Origin of the sequence: Campylobacter sp. IFREMER_LSEM_CL1085 (genome assembly GCF_025772235.1) — a bacterium.
In the GTDB taxonomy this organism is placed as follows: Bacteria; Campylobacterota; Campylobacteria; order Campylobacterales; family Campylobacteraceae; genus Campylobacter_D; species Campylobacter_D lari_D.
This window is the reverse complement of the sequence record NZ_JAKMRU010000001.1, coordinates 74,701-98,908: the sequence shown is the minus strand read 5'-3', so window position 1 is coordinate 98,908 and position 24,208 is coordinate 74,701. Positions and strand designations below refer to the sequence as shown.

Below are 24,208 nucleotides of genomic sequence, written 5' to 3'. Positions count from 1 at the left end.
AATATTTATATTTTTTCCATTTACTTTAAACTTAAATTTATGGGGGGGGGTATAATGCTTTTTTCAATTTAAATTTACAAGGAGTAATCAAATGAAACTTTCTTATTACACAAGTAAAGTTTTAATGGGAGTTAGCATTAGTGCTTTATTAAGCGGTGCTGCTTTAGCTCAAAATATTGACATACAATATACAGGTTTTGATCAAAATAATGCTAAGAATTATTTTAATGAAGAAACCAATGGAAATTTTACATTAAAAAATGAATACATCAATAATGATTTAACATTAAATATTAAAATATGGGATATTCCAAATGAATTATTAGAAAAAAACTCTCAATTATATGATAAAGCTGGTGTTAAAATTGACTTGGGAAATAACAATCTTACAATCAACAACATAGATATGCATTCTAACACTTCTACAGATGAAGATAAAGCTGCTTATATAGGAAATTTCAATATTAGTGCAAAAAATATTTATGCAAATGATATTATTTTTCAAGCATTACATAAAGAATCTGTTATCAATGGAAATATCTATTTACAGGGAAGTAAAGATGTTGATATAAAAAATATAGCTGGTGCTCATGATGATAGACGAGGTTCTACTATTTTAATAGGAAATGGTATAGCTGGAACAAGTGGCTCCTTAAGTATAAATGGAGATCTAAATGCAGATAAGACTGGTTTTGTTTATCAAAGTGATAATAGAAATCAAGTAGCTATAAAGGTTAATGGCAATGTTAATATCACAAATTCTATTTTTTCTGTGGGAACATCTAGCTTTAGCAATCTAAAATTAGATAACTTTACCTTTATACAAGCAGACAACTTCAATAAAAACATCATAGAAAATCAAATAACAGCTAGCCTTGGTAAAGATATTTATAGTGTTTTAGAAAATAAAGAAAAACTTGAAATAGATGAAACACTTGTGCATATATTAGATTTAAGTAAATTTGTTAATTACAACCTTTCTATTTCAAATGATGGAAAACATCTTTTAGTAAATGGAGGAGCCAATGATAATATAAACAATAACAAAATGATTTTAGAATCTGAAAAAGAATATTTATCTTATTTCAAAGAAAGACTAAAAGAAGAATTAGAAAGTGATAAATGTAATAATGATATAAAAAAATGTGAAAATATTTATAACGCACTTAATGAAATTAAAAATAAAATACAAAATATTAATGAAATTATAGCAAGCAATAGCAATGCTGGAAGTGGAGAAATCTCTAATGATGATTATATTAAAAACGATTCTAGTGTTTCAACTTCTAACAAAGACTTTGTTTCTAAAATTTTAGATGGACTTAAAATTGGTGGAGATTTAAATGCAATAGGTAGTATTAAATTTGATAAAGTCGGAGAACAAGTAGCAAATGATATAAAAGATTCAGCTAAATCTATCTCAAATGTAAATCAAGCCTCATCGGGTATAAACTCGACTATCAATGTATCAAATGATGTATCTATAGGTTCTCGTGTAGCTATGTTAAATAATCCTTATGGAAATTACGCTACAAAATTATCTCAAATAAGATTTGCTACTAATGATTATAGAGGAAATTATGTTGATAATTATAATAACAGCATTTGGGGTAATGTAATAGGCGGTGCAAACATCATAGATGGAGATAGTGGTGCTTTATATGGAGCCACTATAGGTATGGATAGAAAAATCAATGATGATGTTATTATTGGTGCTTATTTTACTTATGCAAACGCTGAAATAAAAGATAATCTTTTAACCCAAAAATCAGATAATTTCCAATTTGGCGCTTATTCTAATATCCATATAAGTCCAAAGGTAGAAGTTAATGTTAAGGCTTATGCTCAAATTTCTCCAACAGATCAAGATATTGTAAATAGAGGATTTAACACTACAAATAGTGCTGACTTTAATAGAAAATTCCTTGGTTTGAGTGCTAACATGGGATATATTTTTGATTTTAGTAATAATACCTTATTTATCAAACCTTTTGCCGGAGCAAACTACTACTATGCACATACCCCAAGCTATAAAGAAAACGGAATTGCAGGAAAAGATGTCAATAGCGCTAGTAATAATTCTATTTCTTTAGAACTCGGTGCTGAATTTAGAAAATATATGAGCGAAACATCATATTTATTTATCACTCCAAAAATAGAACAATATGTAATGAATAATGGAGATGATTATATAGCTGGATTTGTTGGATCAAATTCAAATTTTATCATCAAAGGTAATGATAAGAAAAAAACTTATGGACAAATCATCATAGGTGGAAATGTAGATATTAACGAGCAATTTAGCCTAAATGCAGGTGTTGGAACTAAACAAATACTAGCTGGTAAAACAGATGGTAAAAATGAAACTTATGTAAGTGGTCAAGTAGGTTTTAAATACAAATTCTAAAAAAAATATTTTTTGAGAAACTCCTAAATGCTAGAGTAAAAACTCTAGCATTTTAAAAACTCTCATATTCTTTAGCTATAAAAACTTCATCATCTTTTACAATTAATGGGCGTTTTATAAGCGTTGGGTTTTGCAAAATCATCACTTTAATTTCATCTTGGTTTAAATTTTGAAGTTTTTCTTTATTTAACCCTAATTTTCTAGCACTCATACCCGCTGTATTTACAAGCTCTAAAACACTCCTTTTGCTAAACCAAAAATTTAAAGTTTCTTCATCTAGCTTTTTAATGTCTAAAAATTCAAATTCAATTTGCTTAGAATTTAAATAATCCATGGCCTTTTTAACACTATTACAATTTTTAATACCATAAAATTTTAACATTTTCTTGCCTTTTTAACTAAGTCTGCTATGATAAATGCTAATTCTAAAGCTTGGTCAGCATTTAATCTTGGATCACATTGTGTTTCATAGCGTTTAGAAAGTTCTTCTTGAGTGATATTTAAAGAGCCTCCTACACATTCTGTTACATTTTGCCCTGTCATTTCCAAATGTACCCCACCAGGATACACTCCTTCACTCATAGCTATCTCAAAAAACGCACGCACTTCTTGAATAATTTTATCAAATTCTCTTGTTTTAAAATTACCTGATTTAACCGTATTTGCATGCATAGGATCTATGCTATAAAGTATATTAAACCCTTCTTGTTTTAACTCTTTAAATAATTTTGGCAAGGCATTTTCTATCTTATCACATCCCATACGGATGATGAAATTTAATCTTCCTGCTTCATTATGTGGATTTAAAATACTTACTAGCTTTTTTATCTCACCTAAATCATAATTAGCGCTAAGCTTAACACCGAGTGGATTTTTTACTCCACTTAAAAAATGCACATGTGCTTCATCTGCTTTTCTAGTACGCTCGCCTATCCAAAGCATATGTGCTGAACAATCATAAATTTCCCCGCTTAAACTATCTACTCTAGTTAAAGCTTCTTCATAAGGCAAAAGCAAGGCTTCATGAGAAGTATAAAAGGCTGTTTGAGAAAGATTTGGGGTATCAGTGATACCACAAGCTTGCATAAAAGCTAAAGCTTGAGTGATTTTTTCACTAAGTTCATTATATTTTTTCCCAAGCTCTGCTTTTTTTAAAAAACCCAAATTCCACTTATGCACTACTCTTAAATCCGCTAAACCACCTCTTGAAAAAGCTCTTAATAAATTTAAAGTTGTAGCACTTTGATAATACGCTTCTAGCATTCTTTTAGGATCGGCTATTCTTGATTTTTCATTAAATTCAAAACCATTAATAATATCCCCACGATAACTTGGAAGTGTTACTCCATCTACTTCTTCAAAATCACTACTTCTTGGCTTTGCAAATTGTCCTGCAACACGCCCTACTTTAACAATAGGACAAGATCCTGCAAAAGTAAGTACTATGGCCATTTGAAGCATAACTTTAAACATATCTCTTATATTATCAGCACCAAAATTTACAAAACTCTCTGCGCAATCTCCTCCTTGGAGTAAAAATGCTTGAGAATTTACAACATTAGCAAGGGATTTTTTTAACTTATCTACCTCACCTGCAAAAACAAGTGGTGGTAATTTTTCTAATTTTTTAACAACATCTTGTAGTTCATTTTCATCAGGATATTGCGGCTGTTGCTGAATTTTATAATTTTTCCAAGAATCTTTAGTCCATTTCATAGCTTAACTTCCTAATTTTAAGTAAGCTAAAATTATACAAAATGAGACTTAAATTAAGATTTCAAAACACTCTCAACGCGTTCAAGGCTATCTTGTTTATATAGAGTTAAACGCACTATAGAATCTTCTAGTGCTAAAAGATTATGAATTTCATTAGCTTTTAAACTAATGCTATCTAAAGATTTAAGTAGAATTTGCTGATTTAAAACTCCAAAATCAATAGAGCCTTTTAATACTTGTATAGTAATATCAAAAGGTGCTTTATGATCTTTCATAAAGCTATCCTTTGACATATTTATGCATATTTCCTTAGCATAAGCATTTTCTATTTTTTTAGATATATTTATGCCATTTTCAATTTCTTGTTCCCAAGAAATTACTTCATGCATTTGAGTTCTAAATTTCATTTTATTTTTTAAGTTCTTTAATACGAGCAGCCTTACCTCTTCTATCTCTTAAATAGAATAATCTAGCACGGCGTACACGACCTCTTCTTAATACTGTAATACTTTCTAAACTTTCACTATAAATAGGGAAAATTCTTTCAACACCTACATTATTAGCGCCTATTTTACGCACGATGAAAGTTTCATCTACACCATTTCCTCTACGCGCTATACAAATACCTTCAAAATTTTGAATTCTTGTTTTATCGCCTTCTTTAATGCGAATAGCAAGTCTTAAAGTATCTCCAGCACGAAATTCTGGAACATTTTTACCTTCAATTTGTTTTTGCTCAAATTGCTCAATGTATTTATTTTTCATAACGATATTCCTTAAAATTTGCGTTCATGCTTTTGATACAAATCAGGACGAAAATATTTCGTTTTGCAAGACGCCAAAGTAGTTTTTAAAGCTGTGATTTTAGCGTGATTTCCCTTTAAAAACTCTGAAGGAACATAAAATTTTTTATTTTCCTTTTCAAAAACAAATGGCTTAGAAAATGATGGTGCTTCTAATAAATCATTTTCAAAACTTTCTTCACTTAAACTTTCACTATTTCCAAGAACATCTTGAATATTTCTACTAATAGCATCACACATCACCAAAGATGCTAACTCTCCACCTGTAAGTATAAAATCTCCTATAGAAAACACTTCATTAGCAAATTCTTCCACAATACGCTCATCTAAACCCTCATATCTACTACATACAAAACAAATATGCTCTTTGACGCTTAATCTTTTAGCATCTATTTGCTTAAAAGTTTTAGCACATGGTAAAAGAAAAATAAAATGCGTATTTTTATCTTGGCTTTTAATATGCGTTAAACAATCATATAAAGGCTGAGCTTGTAATAAAAGTCCCGCACCACCGCCTATTTTATAATCATCTACTTTTAGATGTTTATTTGTAGTAAAATTTCTAGGATTAACAAAATCAAATTCTAAAATTCCTTTTTCTTTTGCCCTTGCCAAAATAGAAGTTTTAAAATAAGGCTCAATAAGCTCTGGGAATAAACTTACAAAAGTATATTTCATGAATTTTCTAAAATATCTAAAGCAGATTGTGTGAATATTTTTTTATTTTCTATATCAACTTTTTGAATATATTTATCAACATAAGGAATATAAAAGTTTTTAACCTTTGTCTGTAGTTTTTCATCGCATTTTATATAGAATAAAAATCCAGCTCCATTTTCTAAAATATCTTCAACTACACCTAATTTTTGTTCATTTTCAAAAATTTCACAGCCTATAATATCAAAATAAAAATACTCATCTTTTTTTAACTTACAAGTTTCTTTTGTAGTTTTTATGCTTTGAAATAGTGTAATATTAGTTAGTTTTTTTGCAGATTCTAAATTCTCAAAATCTTCAAATAAAACCAAAGATCTTGTTTTATCAAAAGCTTTTATGGTGTAAATTTTTTGATTACCATCAAAAAATTTAGCACCTGCTTTAAACTGCTCATAAAAATCACTTAAGTTATGTAATTTCACATAACCTTTCAAACCAACACTTTTCCCAAGTTTAGCAACTTGGACCAAATCATTCTTCAATAGCTTTTACCGTTATACGATATGAAGTTGCATCTTTAACTTTATAAGCCATAATAACTGTTTTTATTGCGTTGATTAATTTCCCGTTTTTTCCGATCAACTTACCAGTATCAGTTGGATCAACATAAATGATAATTTCAGCAAAATTGTTTTCTAAATTTTGTTTTTGTATATCAACTTTTTCAGGAAAATCAACAATTAATTTTGCGTATTCTCTTAAAAAATTTTCAACCATTTTTATTTGCTTGTAATAGCTGCTACTCTATCGCTTAATTTAGCACCTACGCTCTTCCAATAAGCTAAACGCTCAGCATCAAATTTTACTACTTCAGGTTCAACCATAGGATTATAATATCCAATGCTTTCTATCCAACTACCATCGCGTCTTTTTCTACTATCAGTTACAACTATACGATAAAATGGTCTTTTTTTGCGTCCCATTTTTGTAAGTCTGATTACTGTCATTTTAATACTCCTAAAAAAATTAAAATTTTGTTATAGATATTTTAACTCATATATCCATAAAAAAGCTTTAATTATTGCGGTCTTTTAGCTTGCTGCAACATATTCATAAAATTTTCCATTCCTTTTTTGTTTGAAAATTTCTTTGCCAACTTAGCCGCATTACTAAATTGTTTTAAAAAGCGATTTACTTCCATTTGAGATAAACCAGCACCCTCTGCAATACGACGCTTTCTTGCGTTGTTTAACAAATCAGGATTTTCTCTTTCTTTTGGCGTCATTGATGAAATCATTGCTTTAATATGAATAATTTCTTTAGAATTATCCAAATCAATATCTTTAATATTTGCTGCCATAGATGATAAACCAGGTATCATACCAATGATTGATTTCATACTACCAAGTTTTTTAACACTTTCCATTTGATTTAAAAAGTCATTGAAATTAAATTCACCTTTTTTGATTTTTTTATTAAGTTTTTTTGCTTCTTTTTCATCTATAATAGCGGCAGTTTTTTCAGCCAAAGTCGCCAAATCACCTTCACCCATGATACGATTAACAATCCTATCAGGGATAAATACTTCTAAATCAGCTACTTTCTCACCAACACCAATAAATCTTAAAGGCACACCAATTTGTTTAGCTATACCTAGCGCAACACCACCTTTAGTATCTGCATCAAATTTACTTAAAATAACCCCAGTGATTTCTAAAGCTTCATTAAAGCTACTTGCTGTTTTAACTCCATCTTGACCACTCATAGCATCAGCTACATAAAATACTTCATCAGGATTTAAAATAGCTTTTACTTCTTTAAGCTCATTCATCAAAGCTATATCAATTGCCAGACGACCGGCAGTATCTACAAGCAAAACATCATACATAGAATTTTTTGCTTTTTCCAAAGCTTGTTTAGCTACATTTAAAGGATTGCTTTCATTTTCTATAAAAAATAAATCAAGCTCATTAGCTTGAGTGAGTTGTCTTAATTGCTCTACCGCAGCTAATCTTTGCAAATCACATGCAGCAATTAATACTTTTTTATTTCTTAGTTTTAAGTAATTAGCAATTTTTACCGTAGTAGTAGTTTTACCACCACCTTGCAAACCGCACATCAAAACAACCGTAGGTGGCTTACTAGCAAATACAAAACCTTGATTTTTACCTTTAACACTAAGAATTTCTTCTAAATTTTTCTTAATTGAGTCTAAAAATTGCTTTTGGCCTATGCCATTAGTTTTTACATCATTTTCTACTAAAGTGAGTAATTCTTTCGTAACTTTATGATGTACATCTGCTTTTAAAAGGGCTTTTTTTAAAGTGTCAAGAGCATTTTTTAAAGCTTTTTCATCATCAACAAAACGAAGTTTATTAACCGCGGATTTAAATGACTCACTAACTATTTCAAACACTTTATTTTCCCTTTATTAAAATTCTAAAAAGCTAAATTATAAACCCTTTTAGCTTTAAACGCCTTTAAAAATTTAAATTTTTTATTTCAAAACCATAAGCATTAAAACTCTCATCAAGTAAAGCTTTAAATTGATAATCAAAAATATGCGTTTCGTAAGAATGCAAATACATTCTAGAAGAGCTATTTTTTGCATATTTTTCATCGCCAATAATACCATGTTTTATATGATTTAAATGCACTCTGATTTGATGTGTTCTACCTGTTTTAATGACTGCTTTTATTAAAGTTTTTTTTGCATTTACCATTAAAGGTATAACCTGAGTATGAGCTTCTAAGCCAAATTTATCGATTTTACTAAAAGCTCCGGATTTATTTTTTATAGTAGTTATTTTTTCACAAATTTCAAGTTCTTCAGCAATTACTCCATCGACAATAGCTAAATAGCTTTTATAAACATTTTGTTTTTTATACTCTTGAATGCATTTTAGTCTAAATTCCTCATCTTTGCTTAAAAGCAAAACTCCACTTGTTTCTTTATCAAGCCTGTTAATTAATTTAGCATTATAAACACCTTCTAAATTCTCGCTAATTTCCCCATAAGGCTTATTTAAAACTATGATTTTATCATCTTCAAAAAGTATTTTTGCTTTTTTTATTTTTTGCACGACAAATCTTGTTTTTGAGCTCATCAAAGCTCTAGCTATAACAACCTTTTTTCCCATAGCAAAAACACAACCTTTATCAATCAAATCTTTTGCTGCATTATTAGAAATTTTTTCTTGCATTGCAAGCAATTTATAAGCTTTTTCTTGCATCTAAACCTTCTTTTATACTTAATATAATTTCATTTAAATCATTTTGCTCTTTGACTCGTGCTTGTGATAATTTTTGCTTTAAAAAATCATTTATATCTTTTACACTCTCACAAATATACAAATCATCAACTTCTTGATATAAACTTTCTTGATTAAAATAATATTTCCCCGAGATAATAACATTATTCCATCTAGCCGCTTCTATAGGATTATGCCCACCTATATTTTTTACAAAAGAGCCGCACAAAAAAACTACATCACTAATCTTATAAAAACTTTCTAGCTCACCCAAAGTATCTAGTAATAAACACTTGGTCTTAAAAAAATTTGCAAAATCATTTTCACTTAAAGTAAAGTCTGAAAATTTTTGCATATTATAATGATTTTTTTGGCAAAAATCTTTTAAAATCCCCTCAACCTCGCCAAAACGCTCCGGATGTCTTGGAGCGATAATTAATCTATCATTTTCTTCTAGTTTAATCTCATTAAGCAATAATAGTTCTTCATTTTCATGCGTACTAGCAAATATAATAACCCTAGCCTTAGGTTTTGAATAATTTTTCACTTGTTCTTGTTTTATATATGCTTTGATATTTTTGTATGCTGCAACATTTTTAGCACCCAAACACTCTAACCTTTCTTTGTCTTTTTGACTTTGCGCAAACACAACATCAATATATTTAAAAATCAAACGATAAAAAAAGCTAAAACGCTTGTAGTTTTTTAAAGATCTATCACTAATCCTAGCATTTAATAAAATAACTTTTGCATTATAAAATTTAGCCATCAATACAAGCATAAGCCAAAGCTCTGCTTCAAAAATAATCAAAACTTTGCAAGGTTTCATCCAAAATGGTATAAAAATTTCAAATGGTAAAAAATTTACTTTTTTAGAATGTCTTAAAGCTTCATTAAATCCGGTTTGCGTGATAGTTGAAATTTTACAAGTTGGAAAAAGTTTTATTAAGGGAACAATGCTTTTAATCTCCCCAAAGGAGCAAGCATGAAAATATATATCTCCTTGTTCTTGTTTTAAGTTTTTGTAAAGAAAAAATCTAGATTTTAAAGACGCTTTATATTTTTCTTTACAAAAACTTAAAATCAACAAAAAAGGAACTGCGATTACATATATAATCACAGCAAAAATGTAATAAAAAAAAATCAATTTTGATTTTCTTCTTTTTCTTTATATAAAATTCTTCCACAATGCGGACAAGTTACGATTTCATCACCTTTTAAAACTGCTAAATAAGTTTTATCATAAATTCTCATAAAACAGCCATAACAAGCATGTTTTTTCACAGGAACTACAGCACTATTTCCCGCCCATTTTCTAATTTTCTCATAAAAAGTTAAAACTTTTTGATTTATTTCGCCAACCAGCTTTACTTTTTTATCATAAATCTCTAATCTTTCTTTTTCAATATCAACTAATACAACTTTTGTTTGAGCATCTATTTGATCCACTTCATTTTCAAGTTCAGTTCTCTTAGTTTGCAATTCTTGTATAAATTTTTCTTTGTTTTCTAAAATTTTATCTAATCTTTCTATCTCTTCATTTGCTGCATCAAGTTGCTCTTTAGCTATATCTTCTTCGATTTTTAAAGCATTTGCTTCTTTTTCAGTTTTCACTGCAGCACTTTTTTTGGCTATTTCTTTAATTTTCACACCAAATTCTACAATATGGTTATTGTTTTGTATTTTTTGATTTTCTATATCTTTAATATCTTTTTCAAAACCTGCAATTTCTTCTTCAGTTTTATCAAGCAAATTACGCTTTTCTTTTAAATCCTTTGTAGCATCTTCTACTTTATTTGCAAAACCATCTAACTCTTTATCAATTTGCGATAAAGCTATAAGTTGTTCTAAATATTTATTCATTGATTTTTTCCTTAAAAATATTGAAATGGATTTTTTGAAACTGATATTATAACTTCTAAATGAAATTTTTGCAAATCTTTTGCTAAAATTTCACCAAAGTATGACTCACTTTCATAGTGACCTATATCAATCAAATTGAGTTTATTATGATAACTTTCTAAGGCCTGATGATACTTAAAATCTCCACTTAAAAAACAATCTGCTTTTACACTAGAAATCAAATCTCCACCACTGCCTGTACATATTGCTAAAGTTTTTATTTTTTCTTGATGAGCATTAACAACCCTAATATGATTAAGCTTTAAACACTTTTTAACATGATCAACTAATGTATCTAATTGAAAATCTACATCACAATAGATCAAAAATTCATTTTGTTCTTTGATCTTAAAACCCAAAATTTCGCTAGTAAAATAAGTATTTAAATGACTTAAATCAAAATTTGTATGCATAGCAATCAAGGCTATATTTTTTTGTATCATTTTTGTAAGAAGATTTTGCGGATAAAGCACTCCACTTAAATTCTTCAAACCTTTAAAAATTAAAGGATGATGGACTATAAAAAGTGAATTTTCGCTTGCATTTTCAATTAAATGCATATCTACATCAAGCGCAAGATAAATCTTATTTACATCTTGATCGAAATTTCCAAGCAATAAACCACTATTGTCCCATGAACTTTGCGTATTAAATGGACTAATAGTATCTAAATAATCATAAATTTCTTTAATTTTCATCTAAACTTTCTTTATATACTAAAGCACAACTTTTAGATAATTCTCTAATTTTAAGCATAAAATCTTGTCTTTGAGTTACTGAAATAGCTCCTCTTGCATCAAGCAAGTTAAAAGTATGTGCTGCTAACATACAATAATCATATGCTGGTAAAGCAAGTTTTGCATCTAATGCATTTTTACACTCATTGTAAGCATTTTCAAATTGTACATTTAAAGTTTTTACATCACTTACTTCAAAATTATATTTACTAAATTCAAACTCGCCTTGCTTATGAACATCTTTATAGGTAATTTTTTCGCCGTTAAATTCATTCCAAACTATGTCATATACATTATCTACATCTTGTAAATACATTGCAAGTCTTTCCAAGCCATAAGTAATTTCAGCACTAACTAAATCTACGCTTATACCACCAACTTGTTGAAAATAAGTAAATTGTGTAACTTCCATACCATCAAGCCAAACTTCCCAGCCCAAACCCCAAGCACCTAAACTTGGACTTTCCCAATTATCTTCAACAAAACGAATATCATGTGATTTCAAATCAAAGCCTAAATTTTCTAAACTTTTTAAATATAATTCTTGGATATTATCAGGACTTGGTTTAATTAAAACTTGAAATTGATAATAAGCACCCAACCTATTAGGATTTTCACCATATCTTCCATCAGTTGGTCTTCTACTTGGTGCTACATAAGCAGCCGCCCAAGGTTTTTTACCTAAACTTCTTAAAAAAGTTGCCGGGTGAAATGTCCCTGCACCTGCTGGAAAATCATAAGGTTGCATAATAGCACAACCTTGCTTTTGCCAAAATTCTTGTAAATTTAAAATCATTTGAGAAAAAGTCATTTTTCTTCCTTTAATTCTTCAGACTTCTCAGGCGAATTTGCATATAATTCCACTGTTTTATTCCACATCATTTTATATTTTCTTTTTAGAAATTCAACTTCATTACGCGCATATTTAAGTTGCTCGTTAAGATTTTCTATAGTTTTTCTATCCTCATCATAAAGCTCTTGCATAGAATAAAGAGCATCTTTTAAAAATTTATTTTCACCCTTTAAAGCTTCTAAGGTTTCATCCTTAGCATCAAGAACTTTTTCATGTAAATTTAAAATAGTCCCTATAGTTTTTTCTACAAAACTTTCTCCTGCCAAGGTCATAGAATTTACCATAGCAGGTTGCTTTGAACTTGAAGGAACTACGCTAAAAGTACCTTGATTAGCTTCTATATAAATTTTACCTTCTTCTTCTTTGAAATTTAAAGCACCATTTGCCATCATTCCTTTTACAACATCTTCGGATAAATGAACTAACTGACAAAATTCTTTTAATTCCAAGTAAGTTTGCATATACGCTCCTTAAAGAAAAACTTCAATTGTATTAGAATCTTGGATTAATTTTTCTTGTTGTTTTTGTCTATCTTCTAATAATTTTTGCGCTAAAGACTCATCTTCTATTGCTAAAATTTGCACTGCCAAATAAGCTGCATTAATAGCCCCTGCTTTACCTATAGCCACAGTTGCTACAGGAATTCCACTTGGCATTTGCACAGTAGAAAATAAAGAATCCATGCTAGCTAAATTACTTCCTGGCATAGGTATACCTAAAACAGGTTTTGTTGTATGTGCTGCAACAGCTCCTGCTAAATGAGCTGCCATACCCGCTGCAGCAATAAATACTTTTGCACCTTTTTCTTCAGCATTTTTGATGTATTCTTGGGTTCTTTGAGGACTTCTATGAGCTGAAGTGATCAAGACTTCATATTTTACATCAAATTTTTCCAAAATTCCTAAAGCTTCTTTTACTATATCATAATCACTCTTACTTCCCATCAATATGGAAACAAATTTCATTCAACACTCCTTCTTAAAAAGCTAAATTCTGGAAGTTTAAATGGCAAAGTAATTTCATTTTCATTACCACTATGAATTTCACTAAATTCTTTATTGTTTTTTGCTAATAATTGTTTAAACACTATGAATTTTTTTCCTTCATTTTCATATACTAAACCTAGTTTATTTTCCCCTAATTCTATATTAGAATCAACCGGAGCTAGAATTTCATATTCTTTGTTTAATTCTATCTTACCCTTACATTTAAAAAATTCACCATCTTCGCTAATAGCATGCACTTGATGGGTTCCTTCTTCTATACTTGTATTATGATTTATTGAATCGGTTTTTTCATAAGCTCTTGAAACTAAATATCCATCTGTAAAACCTCTGTGTTTTAAAGTATAAATTTCTTTTTCATACTTAGCCGCATCAAAAGTATTTTGCAATACATCTTGCACTGCCATTTTATAAGTTCTTGTAGTCAAAGCTACATAATACTCACTTTTCGTTCTTCCTTCTATTTTAAAAGCATGAATGCAATCTTCTTGCATAATTTTTTGAATATACGAGCTTAAATTTAAATCTTTAGAATTAAACACATGCGTGCCATTCTCATCTTCTTCAAGTCTAAAAAGTGTATTAGTTTCTGGGTTCTTTGCATAAAGTTCATAGTTAAATCTACAATCATTTGCACATGATCCACGATTACTCATGCGTCCACTTTGCACTGAGCTTATCAAACATCTGCCAGAATACGCAAAACACATAGAACCATGGACAAAACTTTCAAGTTCTATGTCACAATTATTTTTCAAATCTTTTGCATCTTTTAAACCAAGTTCCCTTGCTATAACAACACGCTTAGCTCCCATATCTTTATAAACTTGAGCGTCTAAGTAATTTAAAATATTAGCTTGGGTTGATACATGAAGATTGATTTCAGGTGCAAGCTCTTTAACCAAACGCATAGCACCTACAGAAGCTACTATAAAAGCATCGGGTTTCATTTCTTTTAATTTTAAAATATGCCTTTTCAAACCTTCAATTTGAGAGCTAAAATGAAATCCATTAATCGTTACATAAATTTTTTTTCCTTTTGCATGCGTGTACTCAATAGCTTCTTTAAAAGTTTCATAATTAAAATCTCTAGCAGTTCTTGCTCTTAATGAAAAATTACTCACTCCTGCATAAACAGCATCAGCTCCATAAGCTAAAGCTATTTTTAATTTTGTAAAATTACCTGCAGGAGCTACTATTTCAGGAATAATCATTTTTTTCCTAAACTTGCGATTAATGCCTCAATATCATCATTACTTACAACATCTGCAGTTGTATCTCCTTCGATATGCACAGCAGATCCCACGCGTTTTTCATCATCAATTTTACCTTCAAACAAACTACTCATATATCTACTTAAAGCTCTCATAACATTAATAACACGCTCAATTTTTTGACGATGAATATCTTGATATTGCATAGCATCCATTGCCATCATAACTTCATCTTGTCCAGTTTGCAAACAACCTGTAATCTCATCTATGATATTTTTAGCATTGTTATTTATTTCAATAGCTTCTTTAAAGCTTACCACATTAGGAAATTTTGCATTTAATTTTTCAAAAATTTCTATATTTTTATTTAAAGCATCACTGATTACACAAAGATCACTCTCAGAATTTGCAAAAAAGTCGTTAATAGCTTCTAATTTTTCCATCATCTCTGTGGCTTTTATTTCACTATCTCTTGTAACATCATCAAGTTGATGTACAACTTTATGTTCTTTACTAGGTGGCGGTGGTGGCCAAGCCATATCCGCTCTTGCTTTATAATCACCATTAATCATATCATTAACAATTTGCTTATTTTTTTCCTCATCTTCATAATCTGTATCTGGTTTTTCTTCTGTTTCTTCTACAGAATCAAGATCTAAGTCTTCAGTGCCATTCATTAAAGCATCTAATTCTTCTTGAGTCATTGTTACACCTTTTTTAATAAAAAAACTAATGCGAGATTATATTACAAAAAAATATAAATCAACATTAATTTTACCAATTAATTATTTTTTTACGCAAAATAATCTTTTTTTTAATTTGATTATAAAAAAATATTAATTTAAACTTAATTTAAAAAAAATATACTACAATCTATAAAATAAATTAAAAAACCCAAAAAATAAAAAGGAGAAAAAAATGGGTAAATTTGTAAATAACATTGATGAGTTTTTTAGTTATTGTCAAGAACATGAAGTTTTATTTGTTGATTTTAGATTTACTGATATGATAGGCACTTGGCATCACATCACTTATAATATAAAAGCAATTGATGATAAAACCTTTGAAAACGGAATTCCTTTTGACGCAAGCTCTTTGCATGGTTGGCAGCCTATAGAAAAATCAGATATGATTTTAAAACCTGATGTGGAAAGTGCGTTTTTAGATCCTTTTACAGCTGATCCTACTATCATAGTAATTTGCGATGTATATGATATTTACAAAGATCAAATGTATGAAAAATGTCCAAGAAGTATTGCTAAAAAAGCAATGCAACACTTAAACACAAGCAATATCGCTGATACTGCTTATTTTGGTCCTGAAAATGAATTTTTTATTTTTGATAATGTAAAAATAGTTGATTCTTCTCACTGTGCAAAATATGAAGTAGATACTGAAGAAGGTGAATGGAATGATAATAAAGATTTTACAGATAGTTACAATAGTGGACATCGCCCAAGAAATAAAGGTGGATATTTTCCTGTAAGTCCTATTGATTCTAGTGTGGATATTAGAGCTGAAATGGTACAAGTTTTAGAAAGAGTTGGTTTAAAAACTTTCGTACATCATCATGAAGTAGCACAAGGACAAGCTGAAATTGGTGTAGAATTTGGAAATTTAGTTGAAGCTGCTGATAATGTACAAATTTATAAATATGTAGTTAAAATGGTAGCACATTTAAATGGAAAAACAGCGACCTTTATGCCAAAACCACTCTATGGAGATAATGGAAGTGGTATGCATGTGCATATGAGCCTTTGGAAAGATGGAGTAAATTTATTTTATGATAAAGAAGGATATGGAAAATTAAGTGAATATGCGATTAATTACATCGGTGGAATTTTAGCTAATGCAAGAAGTGTTGCTGCATTTACCAATCCTAGTTCAAATTCTTATAAAAGAATAGTTCCAGGTTTTGAAGCACCTTGTATACTAACTTATTCTTGCCAAAATCGCTCTGCAAGTTGTCGCGTGCCTTATGGTATTAATGAAAAAAGCGCAAGAGTTGAAATAAGATTTCCTGATAGCACTTCCAATCCTTACCTAGCTTTTACAAGCTTGCTTATGGCAGGACTTGATGGTATTAAAAATAAAACCATACCGGTAGGTCCTATGGATGAAAATTTATTTGCACTAACCCTAGATGAAATTAGAGAAAAAGGTATAGAGCAATTACCTCACACTTTAAGAGGATCTTTGGAAGCACTCATTAGAAAAAATGCCTTTTTAAAGCCTGTTATGAGTGATGTATTTATTGATGATTATCAACATATGAAATTTGAAACTCAAGTATGGCCTGTAGAAGCTAGACCAACTGCATATGAGTTTAAAACTTGCTATTCATGCTAATCTTGATGCTTTTTAGCATCAAGATTAAAATACTATTGTTTTATTATCATATATAAAAATCCTATCATCAAACACTAAATCCAAGGCCTTAGAAAAAACATTTTTTTCTACATTACGCCCTGCTTGTTGCATAGCTTGCCAAGAATATTCATGAGTAACTGGTATAACATCTTGGGTAATAATTGGCCCCTCATCTAAGTTATTATTTACAAAATGTGCTGTTGCGCCTATAATCTTTACCCCTCTTTCATAAGCTTGCTTATAAGGATTAGCTCCTATAAATGCAGGTAAAAAAGAATGGTGGATATTAATAATCTTCCCCTCAAAATTCTCTACAAAAGATGGAGATAATATTCTCATATATTTTGCTAAAACAATATAATCAAACTCATATTGTTTTAAACACTCTAGTAGTTTTTTTTCATGCTCTTGTCTGCTTAAATCCTGTGCTAAAATAGTATGAAAAGGTATGTTAAATTTATCCACTAAAGGTTTTAATACATCATAATTTGCAATAACTGCCTTAATATTTGCATTAAATTCTCCACTAAATTGACGGATAAGTAACTCACCTAAACAATGAGTTTCTTTAGTAGCTAAAACAATAATATCTTTTTTTCTCTTTGAAGTAATTTCAATTTGTGCATTATCAGGAAGCATAGCTTCAAGCGTTCCTTTAAAAGCTTTTATATCAAGCTCACCTTCTAAATGTGCCCTAAAGAAAAAACGATTTTCTCCAACAAATTCATCATTTTTTATAATATTGATTCTATATTTAAAAATAACATCTGAAATTCTATAAATCAATCCTTTTTCATCGCTGCATGAAATTTTTAAAATATACTCATTCATTTTTACTCCTTTATATAGTTTTTTAATTCTTGTAATTTTCTTTTTTCAAGTTCAATTCCAAGTTCTTTCCCACTAAATCCTTCCTTTAGTAAGTCATTGGCGCTAATTTTACTTTCAAAAGCATGATGGTATAAATTTATTTTTTTTGCTTGTGTTATACGCTCATTATTCCAAAGTCCAAGCCATTTGCAAAGTGGTATTTTTAAAGCAATTTTAGCTAAATCAAAATCATCAATTTTACCTAAAATAAATTCTTGTTCGCATTTTTTTAAAAGCTCTTTTTTTAATTTTGTTTTTTTAAAAAATTCCTCTTTACTTATATGAAAAAAATTCAAATACAAATACAAAAACAAAGCCTCATCACAAATTAACTTTTGGCTATACTCTAAAAGTCTCTCAAATTCTTTATTACAACTTTGATAAAAAAAGATTTTTTCTTCTAAATTTAAAATTTTAAAATACTCATAAGCTTTATTCAGTCTTGAAGTTTTAAAAATTTTATAAAGTTCATTATTAATACGCTCTTTAGATAAATCGCTTATATCCATAGTTTGCATCAATTTTAAACTTTCTTTTGCAATTGTTAAATCAAACCTACATGCAAAAGAAATTCCACGAAGCACTCTTAAACTATCTTCAATAAAACTTTTATCATCAATATGTCTTATAATCTTTGCTTGCAAATCTTGCAAACCATTAAAAAAATCCAAAAATTTAAAATCAAAAATATTTACCATCAATGCATTAATGGTAAAATCTCTTCTTCTTGCTCCTTCTTGCTCATTATTACAAACTTTAACTTCAAAACCTCTATGGCCTGTAGAAATTTTATTTTCATAGCGTGCTAGAGCTAAATCAAATTTTTTATATTTATATACAAAAAAACTTTTTCCTACTCCATTTGCACCAAGTTTTTGCATAAGCTCATCAAAAAGCATAGGCTCAATATCATAAATTTCTATATCATAATCATCACTAGATAAATCTAAAAAAGAATTCCTTACACAACCACCTACTAAATAAACCCTTTGTGTGTAAGGCTTAAGTATATTCTTAATTCTTAAAAAATCTTGGTCATTTTTTAAGTCTATCTTCAATCTTTGCAAGTAAAAACTCTAAAAAAGTAATGGTCATATCTAGTCTTTTTTCCATATGCTCATCTTTGGTATTTTTTAATCCTTCAAATAAAACCAAAATACGCTCTCTAAGATTTTTCAAGAAAAATTCTTCATTATTTATAATGCTTTCTTCTTTTTCTTCTAAAGCTTCAACCTTAATAGCGACATTTTGTTTATCATCTTTTACTTTTACTTCTAAATCATCTAGTTCTTGGATTAGCTCTTGTGTAACCTTACTAATTTCTTCTTTGATTTTTTTCTCTTGAGCATTAACATTTTTTTCTTGAGTAATTTCTTCTACCATAGGGGCAAATTCATCGTTTTTATTTTTTTTATTATCTAATTGCGAATTAACTTCACTAATAGCCATTTTTGCTAAATCTTCTATATTCATAGTTTTATCAACCACCTTTTAAATTCATTAATTTCTTCTTCACTTTTCATATTGACAAAAAAATCAAGCATATCATAATTTAAATCTTCATGATTAGAACGCAAGCCACTCAAACGCCTTATAGCATCAATGGCATTTTTATTTTGCGGATCTTGTTTTAATATATTTTTATAAATCTCCAAAGCCTCATCTTTTAAGCCTTGTGCTTCATAAATAGAAGCCTCTGTTACTGTATATCGCATTATTAACTCACAAAAATAAAATCCTAAAATTCTAACAAAAAAGGCTTTAATTTATTTTTAATTTTCACTTAATCACAGGAGCCTTATATGCTAAAAATACAAAAATGTTAAGTATTATAGCTACCACAATAAGCATAATAAAGCCTGAAGTGAAATTTCTAAAATTATCATGAAGCATGCCTATAATCCAAGGTGATTGAGCAGCTATTAAATACCCTATACCTTGCGACATAGCAGAAAGTTTAGCCGCTATGATAGAATTTGAGCTTTTGATAGCAATAAATAATAACGAAATTGTAAAAACTCCACTAGAAGCAAAACCTAAAAAAATAGCCGCTAAAAACAAAATCGCTTTTACCTTAAAAAGAAAAATCATCATAAAACTTAAAAAATACAAAAACCCTAACATCACTATAGCAAAACTTTTAGCACGAGATCTAAGCTTTCCTAAAATGATAGGTAGTAAAAATGCCACGGGCATCCCTATGATTTGAGATAATAATAAAACATTAGAACCAAAGTCAATTCCAAAGCCCTTTTCACTAATCATCACACTAAGCCATGCAAAAAGACTATAAGATAAAAAACTTTGCAATCCCATTACAATAGTAACTTTCCAGGCTGTTAAGTTTAAAAAGATATTCACTTTATTAATATTTTTCTTTTTAGGGCGTAATAATCTTTTATTTTTCAAATGCGGAAAATAAAAAATCAAAGCAATTAAAGCCAATATAGCCCAAAAAAACATAGCTTGAGGTACATCAAAAAATTTAAGCAAAGGAAGTGATAAGGCCACGCCAGCAATTGAAGATAAGCCTATAATTGATCCATATAAACCCATTATCTTATAAGTATTTTTAGAAAATTTTTCTTTTACAAAAGAAGGTAATAAAACATTAGCTATTGCAATGCCTGCTCCTATCAAAAAAACCCCAGAAAATAAACCTATAGTTCCTCCATAACTTCTAATAACTTCTCCAAAGACAATCAAAATTAAAGCAAAAAACAAAGCTTTAATTTGTGAAAAATACGCTACAAAAAACGATATAAGACCAAAAGCTATTAAAGGTAAGGTTGTTAGCATACCTGCTAAAGTAGAATTAATATTGTAATATTCTTGAATATGTTCTATCATAGGACCTATGGAAGTTATAGGTGCTCTTAAATTTAAAGCAAGAGTAATCACAACTAAAATATTAATCCAAAAGAATTTTTTATATGAAATTTGTGTGTACATGATTATTTTTGATTTAATATATTTTCAAGATATCTTTGTTTATCAGAATCGGTGTTTTTTTGCACTACTTGTTTTTTTTCTTTTACAACTTCATTCTCTTTGGAAAAATAAAAGTGATCAATGATAAAAATAGAAGAAATAATCACAATTAAAGGAATTAAAAAAATCATAATCAATACTTTCTAAAAACATTACCATAGTATTCTAAATTATCTTTTTTTAAATTTTCATCAAAAGTATTTGCCTCAAAATTTGCTTTTAAAATTTTTTCTCTTTCTTCATCCAAATCCTGATACGAAAATACCATATTAATACTTATCACCCCATCAAGCTGTTCTAATTGTTTATATGCTTTTAACTCATCATCTAAATTTTCACTTTCTATTACCACTATAATTTTTTCTTCTTGAGCTAATTCCACACTACAACATGGTGTTTGTTGAATTTGTTCTTTAAGTTTTTCTAATTTTTCCTCTTTAGTTAAAATCAATACACTAGAAAGATTCATCTATACTCCAAAATATAATTTTATCTTCATAACCAGCACTAATAAATTCATGCTCGTTTAAAAATATAAGATATTCTAGCAAAAAATCTTTATTTTGGAATTTTTTTATTGTTTTTAAATTTTTAGTATCTATAAGCTCTATAATATTTTTTTCATTATCTCCAAAAACCGCTATAGAACCACTTTTATTTAGACTACAAGCATATATTAAAAAGTCTCTTTCTATGCTTTTTTCTTGATCATTTCGCACTATGCCTAATTTTCTATCAGTGCTACAACTTGTAATAATTGCATTTTTAAAATCAAGTTGATAAATATTATCTTTATGAAGATTTTTATAACTTTTTATTTTTTGCCACTTTTTCACATCAAAAAGTACTATTTCACCACTTTCAAAACCTGCTACTAATTGAGTTTTTGCCTCATTTAAAACCACATCACTTAAACTTGAGTTAGAGAAAGTAAAATTTTTTATAATATTTTTTGTTTTTAAATCAAAAAGCTCTATATTAGAACCTAGCAAGGCTAATAAAATAGTATCATCATCTAAAAACAAAGCTTTTTTTACTCCATCACTTAAAAGCTTATAGTTGTAAAGTTGTTTATTTTTATAAATACTAAGCCTTTTACTACCAAAATCACCTTCACTTAAAATCAAAATAGCCCCATTTAAGTAATCAATACTATAAATTCTAGGGCTAAGATTTTCTTCGTAAAAATTTTTAATCTTATCAAGTTGAGTGATTTTTTGCATTTTTTTGTCTTTAATAAAGTACTGATTTAATTCTCCATTATCAAGTCCTATAAGCAAACTACTATCAACAAGTTTTAAGGCATTTAAATTTGAATCAAGTTTAAGCTCATAACTAAATACATATACACTCATTAGTAAGATTAAAAATATTTTTTTCATAGTTTTATTTTACGCCTTCATTTAAAACATCTAAAAGATTAGATTTTTTCTTTAGTTCCTCATTTTTAAATTTAGCTTCAAAACTATTTCCTACTAAAGGTTTTGCATCGCTTTGTGGTACATGGCATTGTGTACAATTAAACCTTGCATCACTTATCATATCTTTAGTAGATTTGTTTTTTCTTAAGTCAAAATAATGGCTACTTGGAAGCGGAGTGGCTCCAACATCTTTAGCTATGGCTTTATCATGACAGCTTAAACAAATATTATTATCCTTAGTAATTGGAAGCATATCCTCTAAAGTATGTGGAATTAATGGCGGAGCATTTTCAAATGATCTCTCAATTAAAACAGACTCTCCAGCCATTGCTTGAGAATACTTTGCATCCAATAACTCTACATTTTCACTTTCTAAACTTGTTTTTCTTAAACCTATATCTTTTGAATCAACACTTTTAACAGCAAGTCCGCAAGCACTTATTAAAACAGCTGCTGCTAAGGATAAAAAGATTTTATTTTTCATTTTCTCTCCTTAAATTTATTATACTAAAACCTAAAGCATCATCACCGCAAACATCAACACATTTTCCACATCTTATACACTCACCTGATTTTACATCTTGATTTTCTTTACCTATCATCCAAAGCACTTGCTTTTCAGGGCATACTCCAAGGCATTTGTAACACTTGGTGCATTTTTGCAAGTTATATCTTACTTTTAGTAATGAAAAATGCGAACTTAAAGCCCAAAAAGCTCCTAAAGGACAAAAATGCGAGCAAGTAAATCTTGGACTAAAAAATGTATCTATACAAAAAACAATCAAAGCTACAAAAAGCCAAGAAATACCGCCGAAAATAATTCCTCTTTGGATTATTCCTATATAAGAAAATTCCTCAAAAACAGGAAAGGAAAAAAGAAAAGAAAAAATCAAAACAAAAGCCAAAACATAATAACGCAAATTTTTATTTACATTAAAAATCCTTGCTTGATTAAAACCTAATTTACTTCTAATAAAATAAGCAAAATCAGTAATGATATTTACAGGACAAACCCAAGCGCAAAACGCTCTTCCAGCAAAAATAGCATAAAATAAAAATACTATCAAAGCACCACTTAAAGCCATTAAATCTACTTGCAAACTTGCTAAAGCAAGTTGAATAAACGCAAAAGGATCACTTAGCGGCACCGAAGAAAATAAAACTGAAGAGCTTAAATTTCCTTTTAATATAAAATTAAATACACCAAAAGAAAAAAAAGTTAAGATAGACAATTGCACTATTCTTCTTAAAATAAGATATTTCATAACAATTCTCCATCATTAAGATAATCTTTAGCCTTGTTTTTATTGAAATTTTTATCTGTGTTTACATCTTGCAAGCGTTTTTCATCTTTTTCATCCCAACCTTTGATGTAATTATCCCCAGCTTTTCCCAAGACAAATTCTCTAGGTAAAACTCTAATAGCAGCTTTTTGCGTTATACAGGCTTTCTCACAAATCCCACATCCCACGCATACTTCATGATCTACTACAGGTAATAAAAATGCGTGCTTTGCAGTTCTTTCATTGCGTTTTATTTCAAGCTTTAATGCCTTATCTATCAATGGACAGGCTCTATAACAAGCATCACATTGAATTCCCCAATAAGCAACACAACTTGCACTATCAATTATAGCTATACCCATTTTTGTTTTATAAATTCCATCATTTTGCTCTAAATATTTATGATCTAGAGCATTTGTAGGGCAATCTCTTATACAAGGTATATCCTCGCACAATCTACAAGGATTTTCTCTTGCTATAAAAAAGGGTGTGCCATTTTTAGCACTATTTTCTAAATTTGCTAGTTTTAAAACATCATAAGGACAAGCTTTTACACAAAGTCCACATCGTATACATTTTGATAAAAATTCTTTTTCATCATCTGCCCCAGGAGGTCTTAAAAAATACTCCTGATTTGAGCTAAATGCTAAACTTGCTAAAAATGCACTTCCGCTTCCTATACATAAAAGCTTAAAAGTAAAGGCTAAAAATTCTCTTCTATTTTTCATT

Annotated in this window: 31 protein-coding genes; 2 read left to right on the top strand and 29 right to left on the bottom strand. The window is 29.0% G+C overall.

Annotation, left to right across the window (positions count from 1 at the left end; genetic code table 11):
* The first annotated feature begins 91 nt into the window (after positions 1–91).
* Positions 92–2,407, top strand: a complete 2,316-nt coding sequence (locus L8W56_RS00520) for an autotransporter outer membrane beta-barrel domain-containing protein (RefSeq protein WP_263659064.1) — start codon at positions 92–94, stop codon at positions 2,405–2,407.
* 52 nt (positions 2,408–2,459) lie between these two features.
* Here the strand turns inward: L8W56_RS00520 and L8W56_RS00515 are convergent, their stop codons facing one another.
* The 18 genes from L8W56_RS00515 to L8W56_RS00430 all read right to left on the bottom strand — a co-directional run bounded on the left by L8W56_RS00515 (position 2,460) and on the right by L8W56_RS00430 (position 15,248).
* Positions 2,460–2,789 carry a Spx/MgsR family RNA polymerase-binding regulatory protein gene (locus tag L8W56_RS00515; protein ID WP_133318754.1) on the bottom strand — a complete coding sequence of 110 codons (330 nt, stop codon included), beginning with the start codon at positions 2,787–2,789 and terminating at the stop codon, positions 2,460–2,462.
* Positions 2,783–4,123, bottom strand: coding sequence for a class II 3-deoxy-7-phosphoheptulonate synthase (locus L8W56_RS00510; protein WP_263659063.1), 1,341 nt, complete (start codon positions 4,121–4,123; stop codon positions 2,783–2,785). Before L8W56_RS00510 ends, L8W56_RS00515 begins: the two co-directional genes overlap by 7 nt.
* Before the next feature lie 53 nt (positions 4,124–4,176).
* Positions 4,177–4,530 (bottom strand): cupin domain-containing protein, encoded by a 354-nt coding sequence (locus L8W56_RS00505; protein ID WP_243705616.1) that lies wholly within the window; start codon positions 4,528–4,530, stop codon positions 4,177–4,179.
* A 1-nt stretch (position 4,531) separates the two neighbouring features.
* Positions 4,532–4,888 carry a 50S ribosomal protein L19 gene (rplS, locus tag L8W56_RS00500; RefSeq protein WP_012661698.1) on the bottom strand — a complete coding sequence of 119 codons (357 nt, stop codon included), beginning with the start codon at positions 4,886–4,888 and terminating at the stop codon, positions 4,532–4,534.
* 11 nt (positions 4,889–4,899) lie between these two features.
* Positions 4,900–5,604 (bottom strand): tRNA (guanosine(37)-N1)-methyltransferase TrmD, encoded by a 705-nt coding sequence (trmD, locus tag L8W56_RS00495; RefSeq protein WP_133318752.1) that lies wholly within the window; start codon positions 5,602–5,604, stop codon positions 4,900–4,902.
* Positions 5,601–6,125, bottom strand: coding sequence for a ribosome maturation factor RimM (gene rimM / locus L8W56_RS00490; protein WP_263659062.1), 525 nt, complete (start codon positions 6,123–6,125; stop codon positions 5,601–5,603). The genes trmD and rimM overlap by 4 nt, the downstream gene beginning before the upstream one ends.
* Positions 6,115–6,360, bottom strand: a complete 246-nt coding sequence (locus L8W56_RS00485) for a KH domain-containing protein (RefSeq protein WP_043019956.1) — start codon at positions 6,358–6,360, stop codon at positions 6,115–6,117. The genes rimM and L8W56_RS00485 overlap by 11 nt, the downstream gene beginning before the upstream one ends.
* 2 nt (positions 6,361–6,362) lie before the next feature.
* Positions 6,363–6,590 (bottom strand): 30S ribosomal protein S16, encoded by a 228-nt coding sequence (gene rpsP / locus L8W56_RS00480; protein ID WP_012661702.1) that lies wholly within the window; start codon positions 6,588–6,590, stop codon positions 6,363–6,365.
* A 71-nt stretch (positions 6,591–6,661) separates the two neighbouring features.
* On the bottom strand, positions 6,662–7,999 hold the full coding sequence (gene ffh, locus L8W56_RS00475; RefSeq protein WP_220566836.1) for a signal recognition particle protein: 1,338 nt from the start codon (positions 7,997–7,999) through the stop codon (positions 6,662–6,664).
* Positions 8,000–8,063: 64 nt separating this feature from the next.
* Positions 8,064–8,816 carry a pseudouridine synthase family protein gene (locus L8W56_RS00470; RefSeq protein ID WP_263659061.1) on the bottom strand — a complete coding sequence of 251 codons (753 nt, stop codon included), beginning with the start codon at positions 8,814–8,816 and terminating at the stop codon, positions 8,064–8,066.
* Positions 8,797–9,981, bottom strand: a complete 1,185-nt coding sequence (gene waaA, locus L8W56_RS00465; protein WP_220566838.1) for a lipid IV(A) 3-deoxy-D-manno-octulosonic acid transferase — start codon at positions 9,979–9,981, stop codon at positions 8,797–8,799. Before waaA ends, L8W56_RS00470 begins: the two co-directional genes overlap by 20 nt.
* Positions 9,978–10,697, bottom strand: coding sequence for a zinc ribbon domain-containing protein (locus L8W56_RS00460; protein ID WP_263659060.1), 720 nt, complete (start codon positions 10,695–10,697; stop codon positions 9,978–9,980). The genes waaA and L8W56_RS00460 overlap by 4 nt, the downstream gene beginning before the upstream one ends.
* Positions 10,698–10,708: 11 nt before the next feature.
* A complete protein-coding gene (locus L8W56_RS00455; RefSeq protein ID WP_133318746.1) occupies positions 10,709–11,434 on the bottom strand; it encodes a Nif3-like dinuclear metal center hexameric protein in 726 nt (241 codons plus the stop codon).
* On the bottom strand, positions 11,424–12,284 hold the full coding sequence (gene glyQ, locus L8W56_RS00450; protein WP_263659059.1) for a glycine--tRNA ligase subunit alpha: 861 nt from the start codon (positions 12,282–12,284) through the stop codon (positions 11,424–11,426). Before glyQ ends, L8W56_RS00455 begins: the two co-directional genes overlap by 11 nt.
* Positions 12,281–12,787, bottom strand: a complete 507-nt coding sequence (locus L8W56_RS00445) for a DUF3972 domain-containing protein (RefSeq protein ID WP_220566839.1) — start codon at positions 12,785–12,787, stop codon at positions 12,281–12,283. Before L8W56_RS00445 ends, glyQ begins: the two co-directional genes overlap by 4 nt.
* A gap of 9 nt (positions 12,788–12,796) precedes the next feature.
* Positions 12,797–13,291, bottom strand: coding sequence for a 5-(carboxyamino)imidazole ribonucleotide mutase (gene purE / locus L8W56_RS00440; protein ID WP_133318743.1), 495 nt, complete (start codon positions 13,289–13,291; stop codon positions 12,797–12,799).
* Positions 13,288–14,544 (bottom strand): peptidase U32 family protein, encoded by a 1,257-nt coding sequence (locus L8W56_RS00435; RefSeq protein WP_263659058.1) that lies wholly within the window; start codon positions 14,542–14,544, stop codon positions 13,288–13,290. The genes purE and L8W56_RS00435 overlap by 4 nt, the downstream gene beginning before the upstream one ends.
* Entirely contained in the window at positions 14,541–15,248 is a 708-nt protein-coding gene (locus tag L8W56_RS00430) for a protein phosphatase CheZ (RefSeq protein WP_263659057.1), read from the bottom strand. The genes L8W56_RS00435 and L8W56_RS00430 overlap by 4 nt, the downstream gene beginning before the upstream one ends.
* 214 nt (positions 15,249–15,462) lie before the next feature.
* Between L8W56_RS00430 and glnA the strand changes: the two genes are divergently transcribed.
* Positions 15,463–16,893 (top strand): type I glutamate--ammonia ligase, encoded by a 1,431-nt coding sequence (gene glnA, locus L8W56_RS00425; protein WP_263659056.1) that lies wholly within the window; start codon positions 15,463–15,465, stop codon positions 16,891–16,893.
* Positions 16,894–16,917: 24 nt separating this feature from the next.
* On the opposite strand, the gene purU is transcribed toward glnA, so the two are convergent.
* From purU to napG, 11 genes are all read right to left on the bottom strand, one after another.
* Entirely contained in the window at positions 16,918–17,745 is an 828-nt protein-coding gene (gene purU / locus L8W56_RS00420; protein ID WP_133318739.1) for a formyltetrahydrofolate deformylase, read from the bottom strand.
* A gap of 2 nt (positions 17,746–17,747) precedes the next feature.
* Positions 17,748–18,851: a CCA tRNA nucleotidyltransferase gene (locus L8W56_RS00415; protein ID WP_263659055.1), complete on the bottom strand. Its 1,104-nt coding sequence runs from the start codon at positions 18,849–18,851 to the stop codon at positions 17,748–17,750.
* Entirely contained in the window at positions 18,820–19,257 is a 438-nt protein-coding gene (ciaD, locus tag L8W56_RS00410) for an effector protein CiaD (protein ID WP_263659054.1), read from the bottom strand. Before ciaD ends, L8W56_RS00415 begins: the two co-directional genes overlap by 32 nt.
* A complete protein-coding gene (locus tag L8W56_RS00405; RefSeq protein ID WP_087691144.1) occupies positions 19,254–19,502 on the bottom strand; it encodes a hypothetical protein in 249 nt (82 codons plus the stop codon). Before L8W56_RS00405 ends, ciaD begins: the two co-directional genes overlap by 4 nt.
* A 61-nt stretch (positions 19,503–19,563) precedes the next feature.
* On the bottom strand, positions 19,564–20,736 hold the full coding sequence (locus L8W56_RS00400) for an MFS transporter (protein WP_263659053.1): 1,173 nt from the start codon (positions 20,734–20,736) through the stop codon (positions 19,564–19,566).
* A 2-nt stretch (positions 20,737–20,738) separates the two neighbouring features.
* The gene (locus tag L8W56_RS00395; RefSeq protein ID WP_087699327.1) at positions 20,739–20,906 is read right to left on the bottom strand and encodes a hypothetical protein; all 168 of its coding nucleotides are present in this window, start codon (positions 20,904–20,906) and stop codon (positions 20,739–20,741) included.
* Positions 20,907–20,908: 2 nt separating this feature from the next.
* Positions 20,909–21,244, bottom strand: coding sequence for a chaperone NapD (locus tag L8W56_RS00390; protein ID WP_133318735.1), 336 nt, complete (start codon positions 21,242–21,244; stop codon positions 20,909–20,911).
* A complete protein-coding gene (locus L8W56_RS00385) occupies positions 21,231–22,157 on the bottom strand; it encodes a WD40 repeat domain-containing protein (protein WP_263659052.1) in 927 nt (308 codons plus the stop codon). Before L8W56_RS00385 ends, L8W56_RS00390 begins: the two co-directional genes overlap by 14 nt.
* 4 nt (positions 22,158–22,161) lie before the next feature.
* Complete coding sequence (locus L8W56_RS00380; RefSeq protein WP_133318733.1) at positions 22,162–22,680, bottom strand: nitrate reductase cytochrome c-type subunit; 519 nt, start codon at positions 22,678–22,680, stop codon at positions 22,162–22,164.
* The gene (gene napH, locus L8W56_RS00375; RefSeq protein WP_263659051.1) at positions 22,670–23,461 is read right to left on the bottom strand and encodes a quinol dehydrogenase ferredoxin subunit NapH; all 792 of its coding nucleotides are present in this window, start codon (positions 23,459–23,461) and stop codon (positions 22,670–22,672) included. Before napH ends, L8W56_RS00380 begins: the two co-directional genes overlap by 11 nt.
* A complete protein-coding gene (gene napG / locus L8W56_RS00370; RefSeq protein WP_133318731.1) occupies positions 23,458–24,207 on the bottom strand; it encodes a ferredoxin-type protein NapG in 750 nt (249 codons plus the stop codon). Before napG ends, napH begins: the two co-directional genes overlap by 4 nt.
* Between the last annotated feature and the right edge of the window lies 1 nt (position 24,208).